Raw genomic sequence first — 12,854 nt, forward strand, 5'->3', positions numbered from 1 at the left:
ATCACCCCCACGGCTTGCCCATGAGCCCGTTCGGGCGGATGCTCAGGAACACCATCAGCGCGGCGAAGATGACGAGATAAGTGACGTCGCCATATTGGCGTAGCACCGTCAGGCCGACCGATTCCATCATGCCGAGGATGAAGCCGCCGGCGATCGCTCCGCTGACCACGCCGGCCCCGCCGATCATCACCATCAAGAACGCCTTGATCGAGATCGGGCCGCCGATGCCCGAATTGACGCCGGTGATGGCGACCAGCAGCCCGCCGACTATGCCGGCAAGCATGGCGCCGAGCGCAAAGCCGATCATCGAATAGCGGTCGACCTCGACGCCCATAAGCTGCGCCGCGACCCGGTCCTGCGCCAGCGCCCGCATGGCGCGTCCCGGCTTGCTGTACTGCATGAAAAGCACGAAGGAGGCGATGAACAGTATGGCGAGTGCGCCGACCAGCAGCCGGTCGTAAGGCATTATGAGGCTGTCGGAGACGAAGACGCCGTTGACGATCTTCGGCACGCCGCGCTGCTTTTCACCGAACAGGAGGAGGATCACGGCGTCGAGGAAGAATGCGACCGCCGCCGCGAGAAGCATCGTACTTTCCTCCCGCACGCTTCGCTTGATCACCGTTCTGAAAAGGAATTTCTCGACCAGCGCTCCAATAACCAGCAGCGTGATCCCGGACGCAACGAGCGCGACGACGAAAGGCATGCCGAGCTGGCCATAGACGGTGTAGGTGATGAAGCCGCCGAGAACGTACATCTGCCCATGGGCAAAGTTAAGCACGTTCATCAGCGCGAAGATCAGGGTCAGACCGAGCGCGATCAAGGCGTATTGCGCGCCAAGATAGAGCCCGTTGGCGATGACTTGTTCCATCAGGATGGTTCCCCGGCCATTCAGAGGCTCAAGACGAATGCACGAGCCTCTGCGGCAATCCGCTTCAGTGCAGTTGCGTCAATCGACTTGAGCGACGAAGAGCGTCTCGAACTTGCCGTCGCGGTATTCCGTGACCACCATCGGGACCGAAAGCTGGCGCTTCTGGCCAAACGACGTCATTCCGACATAGGTCAGCTTGGCATCGCCCTTCAGATAGGGATTGGGCGCCGAGAAAGTGTCGATCGTCTTCTTGAACTCCTCGACATTGTCGATCGCGGCCGGGTTCGCCTTCAGCGTCTCGATGATGTATTCGAGCGCGTAGACCTTGGTGTTGGACTCGTCATTGTATTCGCCGAACATTTTCGTATAGCGGTCGACGAACTCCTTCATCATGTCGGACGCGATTTCGGGCGTCGATGCGCCGCCGACTGAGATGAAGCCGTTGGCCAACTCACCCGCGCCCTCTTCCAGCACCTTGGCATCCTGCGCCGTTTCGGTGGAGATCAGACCTTCGTAGCCGAGCTCGCGCGCGGCGCGGATCAGCAGCGGCGCATTGCCGGGCGCGACACCCGAAAGCACCAGCAGGTCCGGTTTTTGCAGAACGATCGGCGTCAGTACCGGTGTGAAATCGCGGGTATCGTTTTGGTAGACGTCCGTGGCAGCCACAACCTCAAGTCCGAGCGCCTTTGCCGCGGCAACACCGCCATCCCGCTGGCTCAGCGGATCGGATTCGTTGGCGGCGACAAAGGCAACTTTTCTCACGCCCCTGTTTTCCATGAGATATTTGTAGATCGCCGGAGCTGACTGGTAGTTGGCGATCATGCCGAGCACAGCGTTGGACGCCGGTGGGGTGTAGAGTTCCTTCGGGAATGCGTAGGGAAAATAGATGATGCCCTTGGATTCTGCCACGGGACGCACCGCCGCCGCGCCATCGTCAACATTCGGACCGACGACATAGTGGATGCCCTCCTGGGCCATCTTCTCCATGCCGGCGATCGCCCGCTTGGGGTCCTTCTGATCGTCGAAGGTGACGATTTTGATGTCATAGGTCTCGTCACCAATCTTCACACCGCCGGTTTCGTTGATCCAGGCGGCGCGCGTCTGCATCGAGCGGACGTTGGATGTGCCCCACGCAGCGGCCGCGCCACTCGTCACGCCGACAAAGCCGATCTTGAGTTCCTTGTTGGCGGCGTGCACCGTGATTGTGCCGCCGGCCATGATTGCCAGCGCAGAGACGGTGCCGAGCGCGGCGAATGTGATTATTGAACGTCTATTGATCATTGTTCTTTCCCCTTTGGAGGCCGCGCATTGTTGCGACAGAACTCGACCGATACGCGGAGTTTTGTGAGTGAGGGCTCAAATCTATTATCTGTCAACAAAACTTTTACAGATTGTTGACAATCTTGTGCGGTCGTAGATGAAGGACGCGGTCCGCAGCATCGCGGCTTCCCTTCCAGAATCACGTTCCGTTCGCTCTGGCTAATATAAGCTTTGTGCCTAGTATTGACTGGGTGCGTAAAGTTGTAGTACCGGCGCCGGCCGTCCCGAGTTCATTCCGCCGATGATGCCCACCCGGTCGCCAACGAGAGCAGCTCTCGGGCTCCCGCGACGAACTTCGCAAATGGTGCAGACGGCGCGTGCCGAAAATGCTGGAGCATGACCGGCTCAGCTCTCGGGTAGTTGGCGCCCGCCCTGATCCTGCCGCATTGAACGCGGAAGGCCAGCTAATGGCTTTGCCTAGCCCTCCCGCGGCAGTGGACTCTGTTCCGATGTGCCGCTACGTGCGGACGGCTATGTTCGAAGTACCGGCCTGTAACGTCGGAAAAGGAGTGACCCCATTTTTTTGCGTGCAAGATCTTTTCCCATCGCAGCAAGGACTGCTTTTCTGGTCACACTGGCCGGTGTCCTCGTGCTCGCACTCTCACCGGAGTGGCTTTTGCAGAATTTTGGCTTCGGCTTCACCTCTCATGATGACAAGCTCAATCACGCCGCAGCTTTCGTCGTGTTGACGGCTATCGGCAGTCTCGGTTGGCCAGAGCACAGGGCAAGACTGACCATTTTTCTTGCTCTTACCGGCGCCGCGATCGAGATCCTCCAGGGCATGCAAATGATAGGCCGCGACATGGATATGTTCGACTGGTTTGCCGATTGTGTCGGCGTCGCTTGCGGGCTCGCAATTGCAAGCTGGACAAAGAAATTAGTCAGCGGATTCTCCTAGGTCACGACCCGTCAAGCTGGGCTAATCGGCCGCGTGAAGCATATGCGCGGCGAAGAGGATCTACGTCACGCTTCGCTGCAGGACTTCAGAGAGCATTGAGTAAGGCCGCAGCGATCACTGAGACTATCATCCGCAAGCCGATCTGCGCATAGCAGCCGAGGGGAGTTATGGCCTTCTCTTTTTCATCAGAGCGCGGACTTTAACAATCATCGCTGCATTAGACCTCAATTGAGAGGCATGTATTTTGCGCATGTATCTGTCGGCGATCACCTTGTAACGAAGGGACAATCGCACCACGCGGTCGTACGTTGCGTCTTCTCCCGCGCACAATTGCTGCGCTTTTCTTGCTAAGGTACTCGGGGCGCCAGGCTGGACCGCTAGTTTTGCGGCCCACCCCAAATTACATCTGATTAGCGCGCTCTGTTCGGCCTTGATCATTGGATCGACTGCGGACCTAGCCTGAGAACTAAGAACCGCAGATGCGACCAGAACCGCGATAAAAAGCCGCTTCACAGTTGCCCTCAAACGCTGCATAGGCAGCCCAGTGATTAAACATTGGCTCCAAGTTTATAGCGCGCCGCCCGTTATGCGCAGCCGCCCACTCCGTTATTTTCGCCCCTGTTCATCCCGGATCATCCGCTCAAGCACGTCTCGCCGCTGAGCTGGGAACACATCAATCTGACCGGCATCTATACCTGGGATACAGAACATCAGATGCGTGAAAGCTTCCGGTCGCTCAGACTTCCGGCTCGGTTACGCCACGCCGCATGACGTTCATGCTCCGTTCAACCTCGTGTCGCTGGGAACTGTTCTTGCTCCGACCCCAGGCTGGGAGGCATGGAAGGATTGGGACGGCCACACGTTCCAGACCAACCGCGCCGCACTCAGCAATGAACGGACAATGCCGCTCTTTCGAGCGGGTCGATGCTGATAGGAAAGGTGGCGCGTGGGCGCCACCATTCTTGCTTTTCTTACGTGAATTACCTATTATAGGTACTTTAAAAGGAAGTACGGCGATGAAGCAATTCACATTCTCCGACATGAATCGCGTGTCAGGCGAAATCCTCGAAACGGCATTGATCGAGCCGGTGGCCCTGACCAAGCGCGGCAAGGAAAAGCTCGTCATCCTGTCCGCTGCTCAGTACCACCAGCTCGTCGGCCAGCCGCATTCGGTCGCCTATACGATCGAGGACGCACCGGATGATGTCCACAATGAACTCATGACAGGACTGGATGCCATAATTTCCGGCGACACGCCCGATGCTTAAAGCTGGCGATCTGCTCCGATATTATTACCTATGGGCGCGGGAAGCAGACGCCGGCGAGGAATCCGGACGCAAGGCGAGGCCGGTTTGCATCGTTGTCCGGACGCTAGCAACGCCCGCAGCCTTGTTTCTCTTTCCGCTGACTTCGCAAAAACCCGACCGGTCGCGCCCGCATCTCGCCATCAGCGAAATCGAATGCCGCCGCGGCGGCCTCGACTATCCGTCATGGCTGATCCTGGACGAATTTAACCGGGTGCCGGTCGATGAAGCCTATGATCTGGTGACGACGACGCCGATCGGCGCGTTCAGCCCCGCATTTGTCCGCAAAATTGCTGGCGTGATCAAAGAGACGGCGGCGCAGCGTCGATTGCGCGGCATCGTTCGCAAATAGCCGGACTGATTTCTTGGCGGGCCTCCGGTCCTTACCCGCATCGAACGGGCCAGCACCGGAGCGCGGGGCGCCCCTACGCCCTCTCCTCGCGCCCCACCCTCCCCTTCTGACGGTGTTTTCTCAAGAGGTGGACATTGTTGTCGTTGGCCGCCTGCAATTCCTCGAAATGCTCCCGAGCAGCCCGCCGACCCAACAAACGGGCGATCGACAGGACGGCTCGTTCAACCATATCTCGTGCCGACATGTCAGCCCTGTAATCGTGACTTGCGCTGTCGTTCCCAGGTTTGGCCTCGTCCACCATGGCATGCCCGCTCTTCTGTATAGATCGAGGGCATTGAGCGGCGTGATGATCGGCAAGACAAGTTCAGTTGCCGCGCGGCCGTAGTGTGGCGTGCAAATACTTGCGCGCTGCGATTTGGGATCCCGAAGCCGGGCCAAATTACCAAAAGCTCGGTCCTCTTGCAATATCGCACGCGATATCCAATATGCCTGCATGAGACTGCTTCTCGATACGGCGACCATGGTGGCGGCGATCCGAAGTGACGCTGGTGCCTCGCGCCAACTGTTGGTGGCGGCTTTGGAGCGCCGGCTGACGCTCATCGCTTCGGTGACGTTGATGATCGAGTACGAGGCGGTCATGACGAGGCCCGAGCACCTTGAGGCTTCCGGCCGGTCGGCTGAGGATGTGAACGCGTTGCTAGATGCCGTGGCGGCCGTCGCGGAGCCGGTTCGCCTTCTCTTCCTCTGGCGACCCGCCGTTCGCGACCCGGACGACGACATGGTGCTGGAAGCTGCGGTAAACGGACGGGCGGATGCTATAGTGAAGTTCAACCTACGCGATTTCGGCAAAGTGGCCGAGCGCTTCGGTATCTTGGTCCTGTCGCCGGGCGAGGCGCTGAGACGATTGGAGAGAAAGACATGAGGAGAAGCAATTTCGCACTGCGGCTTCAGCTCTCGCTTTTGGATGAGGCGCGCAAGGTGGCGGAGAGCGAAGGCGTGCCGCTCAACCAGTTCATTAACGTGGCAGTCGCTGAAAAGCTTTCGGCGCTGCGCACGGAAAGCTACTTTCAGGAACGCGCCGCCCGTGCCGACCTTCCCAAGGCGCTGCATATCCTGAAACGGGCCGGCAAAGGGAAGGCGCCGATCAAGGGCGACGAATTGCCGGAGTAATGTACCCCGAGGGGTAGAGCGGTACGGCTCGTACCGGAGTTTCGCCTGCGTCCAAAGCGGCCGCCGGGCCGAAGACTGCCAGTCAAGGCTGGCGCAGCACGCGCCACAGCGATGCGGCTCTGGCCTTGACGGGCTGACTTCGGTCCGGCGTTCTCTCGACAAGCAGGCAGTTCCCTCGTCGAACATGATTTCCCTATCGGGAAAAGCCTGGACGAACTCTCTCCGACTCTGCTCCCACTTCGGCAAAGATAGGCGAATACCCGAAACCAGAACCGGTACTCCCGTATCCGCCCGTAGCAATACGCCGACACCGCGCACCAGGCGATTGCGGTTGCGGCTGTCTTTCCCCACAGGGCAGTCGCTGCCTCTGCAGCTTCAGGCACGGTCCGTTTCTGCACGGCGGCATCGCGGTTGAAGGCATCCAACAGATTGGGATCGCTCACCGCCCGATGGTGAGATGCCGCAAGAGGGCTCTGCGCTGGCAATTCCATGGCGGTTGAAGGGTGACGTGAGGCAGACGCTTCACTGCAAGCTGAGGGGTTCTCGGCTGAAGCCGGAAGTTGGGTTGGACGGGATCTTAATATCGCGCCTCCATTTTTCAGCCGCGGAAACAGCAGCCAGCCCGCCGCCTCAGGATCTTAGGACGCTGCTCGCCGTGAAAAGAACTGTTCCGGCATGTTCTGCCGGGCGATGCGCACCAGATCGCTAAGCGCCGAGCGGATTTGCGGCCAGGGGAACTCGGAGCATTCCCCCCAGGCCTTACCCTCGTGCAACACGGCCTCAAGCTTGCCCGCCACGCCGGCGACAGTCGTGGCAGGCGTCGTTGAGAACGCTTCCAGCAGATCCTTCGCCCGGTCGCCAGCCTCGCACTCGGCCTTGAGCGCGGCGGTGTCCGCTCCAAGCGGCCGACATCCTTTGCCCGCAGCTCAAGCGCCGGCAAATCTCCGCCGCCAGCCTCGCGCCGAAAGACTGTGTGAGATATCCGGGCTAGATATGCGCCACATTGATGCGCGCCTGCCTTGGGTGACTCCGAAGGCTGTGACAATCCACTTTGGTCTGCTACGTCGGTCCAGCATAGCTGCAGAAACGACTTCATGTCCAAGTTCACGCAGCTTGCGCGCGAAAGGCGTGATCTCACAGCCTCCATGCCAGCCGCCCGCCACGATAACAACGTTCGCCATCCGTCAACTCCTCGTCAATGCCCTGCCGTGGGGCACGTCAAGCCCTGCCGCCGTGCAATTGCGAAGGCTTTTGCTGTGGATAGGTTCTGACGTTCGACCATTGCCAATACCTGTTCAGGTTCGCAGGCCGTGAAGGTTGAATCCACAAACAGTATTGCGTTACAGCCCGGAGATATCCGGCTTGCCCTGGACGACGAATGTTTCGAGCATCGCCCAGCAATTGTCGCGCAGGTAGGTTTCGGTCCCGGCGAGCCTGTCGCGCCATTTCGTTAGCAGCCCATCATGCATCTGGGAGACCAGGGCCTGCTCATAGCCCTGATGAAGGTCCCAGGCTGTTTTGCCACTGCGCCCTGGCGGATGCTGCTTCAGGAAGGCGGGAAAGGACAGGCTCGCGTAGGCCTGTTCCGCCGCCTCGACGAGGTCCTTCACCAGTTCGACCTGGGTCTCGACATCCGCGCGGTTTCCAGGACGACTGACGTGGCCGGCGACCAGCGTCTCGAAGTCGTAGGCAAGAACAGTGCGGTGTGCTTCGACGAAGCCGGGAATATCGACGGCGACGCCGAGATTCTTGTAAGGCATCCAGCCGGGATAAACGACGTCGATGAACATCAGGGTCTTCTGGCGTGGCGCGAAGATGAAGATGTTGTCGATCGAATGGTTGATGCCCTTGTAGGCCAGTTCGAGGCGTTGGTTTCCCTGCTCAAGGGTATAGGTCGTTTCGAAGGTTACAGTTGGAGCCGGGCGCCGCTGGTCCTTCCGCGATGAGAGCAGTTCGGCTGTCCGGGCGTGGGCGACGATCGTAACGTCCTTTGCAAACAGATGCGCGCCGGCGATATGGTCGACATGTTCGTGGCTGTAGACCAGATGCGTCACCGGCTTGTCCGTGACGTCCGCGATAGCCCTAAAGTAGTTTTCCCCAAGGCTGGGTGGCGCATCGCAAGCGATCACCCCGGTCGAAGAGACAAGAAACATGGTGCTGTAGGCACCATCTGTAACCCAATAAAGCCCATCGCCAATCTGCTGGACAAGGTAGCCTTTGCCAGGGTCGACCACAGGTCCCGCACCAGGCGTCGTAGTCGTGCTGCTGGCCGCAAGGGCGGGATGAATGCCGCACCCGCACAACCCGGCCCGGGCGGCTGTCGCACCGGCCACATATTGCAGAAAGTGGCGGCGACCTCGGTCGGCGGCGCCTTTGTTCAGTGTGTTGCGATCCGGCAGATCCTCAGGCTTGGCTATTTCGGACACTCGGCTCCGCTCCTCATCCAGATTTCGGCATCCGTCACGAATTCATCATAGGGGATCGGCGGGGTCGTTCGTGCTTGCCCGGTCCGATCGGTACCTGGTGACCAGGCCCATCTCACAAGCGCCGATCTGAGATGGTTGATGACCTGATCGCCAGTGCGGTTTCCGTTGTGCCGCGGGTCTTTCAAATGTTCGCAGAGCTCATTTGTCGAAAGGCCGTCCAAGCCCATGCTGAGTGGCGCGAGGCGCCAGTTCTCGTCGGCGCCGGGGACGCCGCTGGCCGCATTGTTCGATTTTCCATGACAGGATGAACATGGCAGGCCCGCCGCACCATGATCCGCGGGTCCACGCGCCACACGAAACAGATGTCGATGCCGGTCGTCGCCCTGGCGCGGATAGTCAGTCAATGTGTGGCAATTCTGGCAACGCGGGCTTGTCATGACGCGGGCGACCGTCGCGAAGGCGTCGGCTGAGGCCGTACTGCCGCCGTTCGTTTGCGACCACAGCGGCTGCACGAACGCCGAGACGGCGGCAATCGTCACGCCGACGAGCGCTCCCAGCGCAAGCCGACGGCCAGTCATCACGCATCACCCGCAGCACGATGCACCGCGGCGCGGATGCGGGCATAGGTGCCGCAGCGGCACAGATTGGTGATTGCCGCATCGATGTCTTCATCCGTCGGATGCGGCTTGTCGTTGATCAGCGCGGCGGCGGCCATGATCATGCCGGACTGGCAATAACCGCATTGTGGAACCTGCTCTGCGATCCAGGCCTGCTGCAAGGGATGCGAGCGGTTATCCGAAAGTCCCTCGATCGTCGTGACATGTTTGTCCTCAGCTTCACCGAGCGAAAAGGAACAGGAGCGCACGGGCTGGCCATCGACATGCACTGTACAGGCGCCGCAGGCAGCGATGCCGCAACCGAATTTAGTGCCCGTCAGGCCGAGGTGATCGCGCAATGCCCAAAGCAGCGGCATGTCCGGCTCGGCGTCGACCGTGACCGCGCGACCATTGACGGAAAATCGTGTCATTGCGTTGCTCCCGTCAGATCCGCTGGTAGCCGCTGCGCGAAATCGGCAGGGCTCGGATGCGCTCGCCTGTCGCGGCGAACACGGCGTTGCAGAAAGCGGCGTGCGTCGGCACGGGACCAATCTCCCCGACGCCTGTCGGCTTGGCGCCGCTCTCGACGAACCGAGTCGTGATGACAGGCGTCTCGGACACGTGCAGCGGGTCAAACTGATCGAAATTCGTCTGCTCGATCTCGCCGTCCGCGAAGGTTACCTCGGTGCGCAGGCCGGAAAGTCCCCAGACCACGCCGCCCTCGATGTTGGATTTGGCAATGCCTGGGTCGAGGGTCTGGCCGATATCGACGGCGCTCCAGACATGGTGACACTTGATGGTCTTGTCCTTGACGGAGAGTTCGACGACTTGCGCGATATAGCCGCCGAATGCTTTGGCGAGCGCCAGACCGCGGAATCGCCCCGCCGGTAATGCAGCCGGCCAGCCGCACAGCGCGCCGACAGCGTTCAGCACCGCGACCGCGCGGGGATCGGAAGCGGCAAGTCTCAGCCGATACGAAAGCGGGTCGGCATTTGCGCGGTGCGCCAACTCGTCGATGACGCTTTCCAGGACGAAATTGTTCGGTCCGTGGCCAGTTGTGCGCCAGACGGAAACCGAGAGCGGCGTGTCGACGCGATGTTGTTCGACCGCATAGTTCGCAATGGCGTAAGGCGTCTCGGTCAGGCCCTCGACGGCCATGCCATCGTATGCCGCCGGCGGCATGATCGGCCGCGCCCAGTCGCCCTGTGCCTTGATGACACCGCGCGGGAAAATGTAGAGCATGTGGGACGGCGAGACGACACGATGCGTCATCGCCGCCGGCAACCCGTCATTGCCGAGAGACGCCTTCACCGCATGGACCATTGGCGGGCGGTAGGCGTCGTAGCGGAAATCCTCTTCCCGACTCCAGATGACCTTGACCGGGCGGCCGGCGGCCTTTGCAACCAGGATCGCGATCTTCGCGAAATCCGCGAGCAGCCGCCGCCCAAAGCCGCCGCCCAGCAACGTTCTGTGGATGATGATCTGGTCGTCGGCGAGACCCAGCATCTGCTTGGCGACAGCGTGGGTGATCTCGACGCCCTGTGTCGGGATCCACAACTCGCACCGATCGTCCGTCACATGGGCCGTGCAGTTCATCGGCTCCATCGTCGCGTGCGCCTGCACCGGGATTTCGAAGATAGCCTCCAGCGGGCTGTCGGCAGCCGCCAGAACGGCAGAAGCGTCGCCCGCTTTGACTTTCGTGTCGAACGACGTGGATTTCAGCAGCGCGCTATATTCGGCCCTTTGGCCACTGGTTGAATATCCGGCGATTGGACCCGGCTTGAATGTAAGCTCTGCGCCATCGAGAGCCCGCTTCGCCGTCCAGTAGTCATTGGCAACGACAGCGAGGCCGGACGGAATTTCGACGACGGCAAGCACACCGCGCTCAGCCTTGATCGCCGTTGGGTCGAAGGCCGCCAGCGATCCCCCTTGCGAAGGAGCGCGGCGGATGGCGGCCACCGCCATGCCGGGCACTTTCACGTCGATGCCGAAAATCGCCGAGCCATCGACCTTCGAGGGTATGTCGACGCGTGGCTGCGGCTTGCCGATCAGTTCCAAGCTGCTTGTCGGCCTGAGATGAGGATCCTTTGGGATATCGAGCCTTGCCGCGTCAGCGGCAACCGAACCAAAACTCACCACCCGGTCAGTCGGATCATGATGGATGCGGCCCTGGTCGACGCGAAGGCTCGCAGCGGCAACCCCCAGACGCGTCGCGGCCGCGGCGACGAGCATCTCGCGTGCGGCGGCGCCAACGGTGCGCATGATCGGGAAGAAGGTCGAGATCGATTCGCTGTTGCCGGTGAACATCCATTGATATTGCGGGTGCCGGTATGCGGGATCGAAATCGGCCCATTCAAGCGCGACGCGCGACCAGTCGGCGCCGAGTTCGTCGGCGAGCACCAAAGGAAGGGTGGTTTGGATGCCCTTTCCCATTTCCGACTGGGAGAGCATGATCGTCACCATGTCGTCTGGATCGATGCGCAGCCAGGCATTGATGAATTTGTCGGGGAGTGAAGATGCGGCCCGCGCTTTGACGGTGACCTGCGCCGACAGGAGCAGAGCGCCGGTCGCGACCAGCAATTGCCTTCGATCCAGCGATCCGACCTTGGTCGGTGCGCCCAGTGGACTATCCATCAAGTTCAGCGATCCCTTCTTGCGACCGGCCACTGCCACGACCGAACCTCTCGCCTTCGATCATAGGATGGGTCATTATTCGTTCAACTGAAATCGCTAGATATGTGATATGAACAATTCGGATATCATGGCCGAACAGGATGGCTGGTGCAGCAAGTAGGAGATGCAGTTGACTAGCAAAGCCAACACTGATCAGCAGAAACTGCGCCGGCTCGACTTCACCATGCTGACGATCTTTCGGGATCTCGTTCGATTGCAAAAGACAACGCTTGTTGCGGCTACGCTGGGTGTCAGCCAGTCTGCCGTCAGCCATGCGCTGGCTCGGCTACGGGAACTCTTCGACGATCCCCTGTTCGTCAGGCGCCCGAACGGTCTGGAACCGACACAGCGTGCCTCACAGCTTCTCCCACAAGTCGAAGTCATTCTTCGACTTGCCCAGGATGCACTCAAGGTTCCCACGCACTTCGACGCCGAAACATCCACGCGCTCGTTCCGGCTCGCCGGCAACGACCTTGTCGGCGCCGTGATTGCCCCGCCGCTGATAAGGACGTTGCGTGCCGAGGCACCTGGATGCCGGGTGGCGTTTCAATTCGCTGTCGGAACCGAAAGCCTGAACGGCCTGCGCACCAACGAAATGGAGATGGCGATCGGGCGCGTCTGGGATCTGCCCGACGAGTTCCGGGCCGTGCCAGTCTTCGAAGAAGACTTTGTCGTTGTTGTCAGGAAAGACCATCCGGTCGCTCACGACGCGGCGATGTCGCTCGAAGAATACCTATCGCTCGATCACATCCTCGTCTCATTCAGGGGTGGATTTCATGGGATGGTCGATCAGGCTCTGAAGAAGCGCCGGCTTCGGCGCCGGGTTGTCGCCAGCGTCCCGATGTTCATGACGGCCATGAGCGTTGTGGCGAGCGGCGATCTCTCTTCAACGGTCCCGGCCCGGCTCGCCGCCAAATACGCCGATCAGTTCGGGCTTGCGGTCCTGAAAACGCCACTCGCCATTGATCCGTTTACGTTCAGCCTCGTGCGGCATGCACGATCGACGTCGGACGTTGGCCTGGATTGGTTGTCGGCAAGGATAATCGAGAGCGCCTGCCCGCCCTGACCCAAAAAGGAATAAGAAGAAACCATGGCCTTGTTCGGGATTTGACGCACACCGGACTCTTGGTCACGCTGGACCGATGACAAGGGGCGTGCTGCTGGACCTCGCAGGCGTCAACCATGGTGGTAAGAGGAGGTCGACGCCGTCGCGCAGTTGCGGCAGTCCGGTTTGGCCGACGCATAGT

At 60.4% G+C, this 12,854-nt stretch carries 13 protein-coding genes; 6 read left to right on the forward strand and 7 right to left on the reverse strand.

What is annotated here, in order from left to right; all coding sequences use genetic code 11:
- Position 1: 1 nt before the first annotated feature.
- Together NKH93_RS03185 and NKH93_RS03190 are read right to left on the reverse strand one after the other, a co-directional pair.
- Positions 2 to 868, reverse strand: coding sequence for a branched-chain amino acid ABC transporter permease (locus NKH93_RS03185; protein WP_352452194.1), 867 nt, complete (start codon positions 866 to 868; stop codon positions 2 to 4).
- A 78-nt stretch (positions 869 to 946) separates the two neighbouring features.
- Positions 947 to 2,149, reverse strand: coding sequence for an ABC transporter substrate-binding protein (locus NKH93_RS03190; protein WP_352474565.1), 1,203 nt, complete (start codon positions 2,147 to 2,149; stop codon positions 947 to 949).
- Positions 2,150 to 2,804: 655 nt separating this feature from the next.
- Between NKH93_RS03190 and NKH93_RS03195 the strand changes: the two genes are divergently transcribed.
- From NKH93_RS03195 to NKH93_RS03215, 5 genes are all read left to right on the forward strand, one after another.
- A complete protein-coding gene (locus NKH93_RS03195; protein WP_352503771.1) occupies positions 2,805 to 3,086 on the forward strand; it encodes a VanZ family protein in 282 nt (93 codons plus the stop codon).
- 1,016 nt (positions 3,087 to 4,102) lie between these two features.
- Positions 4,103 to 4,354, forward strand: a complete 252-nt coding sequence (locus tag NKH93_RS03200; RefSeq protein ID WP_352474563.1) for a type II toxin-antitoxin system Phd/YefM family antitoxin — start codon at positions 4,103 to 4,105, stop codon at positions 4,352 to 4,354.
- Positions 4,347 to 4,742, forward strand: a complete 396-nt coding sequence (locus tag NKH93_RS03205) for a hypothetical protein (RefSeq protein WP_352618550.1) — start codon at positions 4,347 to 4,349, stop codon at positions 4,740 to 4,742. Before NKH93_RS03200 ends, NKH93_RS03205 begins: the two co-directional genes overlap by 8 nt.
- Before the next feature lie 493 nt (positions 4,743 to 5,235).
- Positions 5,236 to 5,664: a putative toxin-antitoxin system toxin component, PIN family gene (locus tag NKH93_RS03210; RefSeq protein ID WP_352969061.1), complete on the forward strand. Its 429-nt coding sequence runs from the start codon at positions 5,236 to 5,238 to the stop codon at positions 5,662 to 5,664.
- A complete protein-coding gene (locus NKH93_RS03215) occupies positions 5,661 to 5,912 on the forward strand; it encodes a hypothetical protein (protein WP_023722511.1) in 252 nt (83 codons plus the stop codon). The genes NKH93_RS03210 and NKH93_RS03215 overlap by 4 nt, the downstream gene beginning before the upstream one ends.
- On the opposite strand, the gene NKH93_RS34290 is transcribed toward NKH93_RS03215, so the two are convergent.
- The 5 genes from NKH93_RS34290 to NKH93_RS03235 all read right to left on the reverse strand — a co-directional run bounded on the left by NKH93_RS34290 (position 5,810) and on the right by NKH93_RS03235 (position 11,607).
- Positions 5,810 to 6,403: a Y4oE-related protein gene (locus NKH93_RS34290; protein WP_502896421.1), complete on the reverse strand. Its 594-nt coding sequence runs from the start codon at positions 6,401 to 6,403 to the stop codon at positions 5,810 to 5,812. The two genes, NKH93_RS03215 and NKH93_RS34290, sit on opposite strands and share 103 nt — an antisense overlap.
- 849 nt (positions 6,404 to 7,252) lie before the next feature.
- Positions 7,253 to 8,338 carry an MBL fold metallo-hydrolase gene (locus tag NKH93_RS03220; protein ID WP_352969063.1) on the reverse strand — a complete coding sequence of 362 codons (1,086 nt, stop codon included), beginning with the start codon at positions 8,336 to 8,338 and terminating at the stop codon, positions 7,253 to 7,255.
- Positions 8,326 to 8,877, reverse strand: coding sequence for a hypothetical protein (locus NKH93_RS03225; protein ID WP_352969065.1), 552 nt, complete (start codon positions 8,875 to 8,877; stop codon positions 8,326 to 8,328). Before NKH93_RS03225 ends, NKH93_RS03220 begins: the two co-directional genes overlap by 13 nt.
- Before the next feature lie 38 nt (positions 8,878 to 8,915).
- Positions 8,916 to 9,365 (reverse strand): (2Fe-2S)-binding protein, encoded by a 450-nt coding sequence (locus NKH93_RS03230; RefSeq protein WP_352542524.1) that lies wholly within the window; start codon positions 9,363 to 9,365, stop codon positions 8,916 to 8,918.
- 13 nt (positions 9,366 to 9,378) lie between these two features.
- The gene (locus tag NKH93_RS03235) at positions 9,379 to 11,607 is read right to left on the reverse strand and encodes a xanthine dehydrogenase family protein molybdopterin-binding subunit (protein ID WP_352969067.1); all 2,229 of its coding nucleotides are present in this window, start codon (positions 11,605 to 11,607) and stop codon (positions 9,379 to 9,381) included.
- 184 nt (positions 11,608 to 11,791) lie between these two features.
- On the opposite strand from NKH93_RS03235, the gene NKH93_RS03240 reads away from it, so the two are divergent.
- The gene (locus NKH93_RS03240) at positions 11,792 to 12,673 is read left to right on the forward strand and encodes a LysR family transcriptional regulator (RefSeq protein WP_352969069.1); all 882 of its coding nucleotides are present in this window, start codon (positions 11,792 to 11,794) and stop codon (positions 12,671 to 12,673) included.
- Positions 12,674 to 12,854: the final 181 nt, after the last annotated feature.

The organism is Mesorhizobium sp. M0954 (assembly GCF_040319155.1).
Classification (GTDB): Bacteria; Pseudomonadota; Alphaproteobacteria; order Rhizobiales; family Rhizobiaceae; genus Mesorhizobium.

Coding starts and splice junctions, on each gene's coding strand:
- NKH93_RS03185 (WP_352452194.1), bottom strand. CDS start 868: ATGGAACAAGTCATCGCCAACGGGCTCTATCTTGGCGCGCAATACGCC.
- NKH93_RS03190 (WP_352474565.1), bottom strand. CDS start 2,149: ATGATCAATAGACGTTCAATAATCACATTCGCCGCGCTCGGCACCGTC.
- NKH93_RS03200 (WP_352474563.1), top strand. CDS start 4,103: ATGAAGCAATTCACATTCTCCGACATGAATCGCGTGTCAGGCGAAATC.
- NKH93_RS03205 (WP_352618550.1), top strand. CDS start 4,347: ATGCTTAAAGCTGGCGATCTGCTCCGATATTATTACCTATGGGCGCGG.
- NKH93_RS03210 (WP_352969061.1), top strand. CDS start 5,236: ATGAGACTGCTTCTCGATACGGCGACCATGGTGGCGGCGATCCGAAGT.
- NKH93_RS03215 (WP_023722511.1), top strand. CDS start 5,661: ATGAGGAGAAGCAATTTCGCACTGCGGCTTCAGCTCTCGCTTTTGGAT.
- NKH93_RS34290 (WP_502896421.1), bottom strand. CDS start 6,403: ATGGAATTGCCAGCGCAGAGCCCTCTTGCGGCATCTCACCATCGGGCG.
- NKH93_RS03230 (WP_352542524.1), bottom strand. CDS start 9,365: ATGACACGATTTTCCGTCAATGGTCGCGCGGTCACGGTCGACGCCGAG.
- NKH93_RS03240 (WP_352969069.1), top strand. CDS start 11,792: ATGCTGACGATCTTTCGGGATCTCGTTCGATTGCAAAAGACAACGCTT.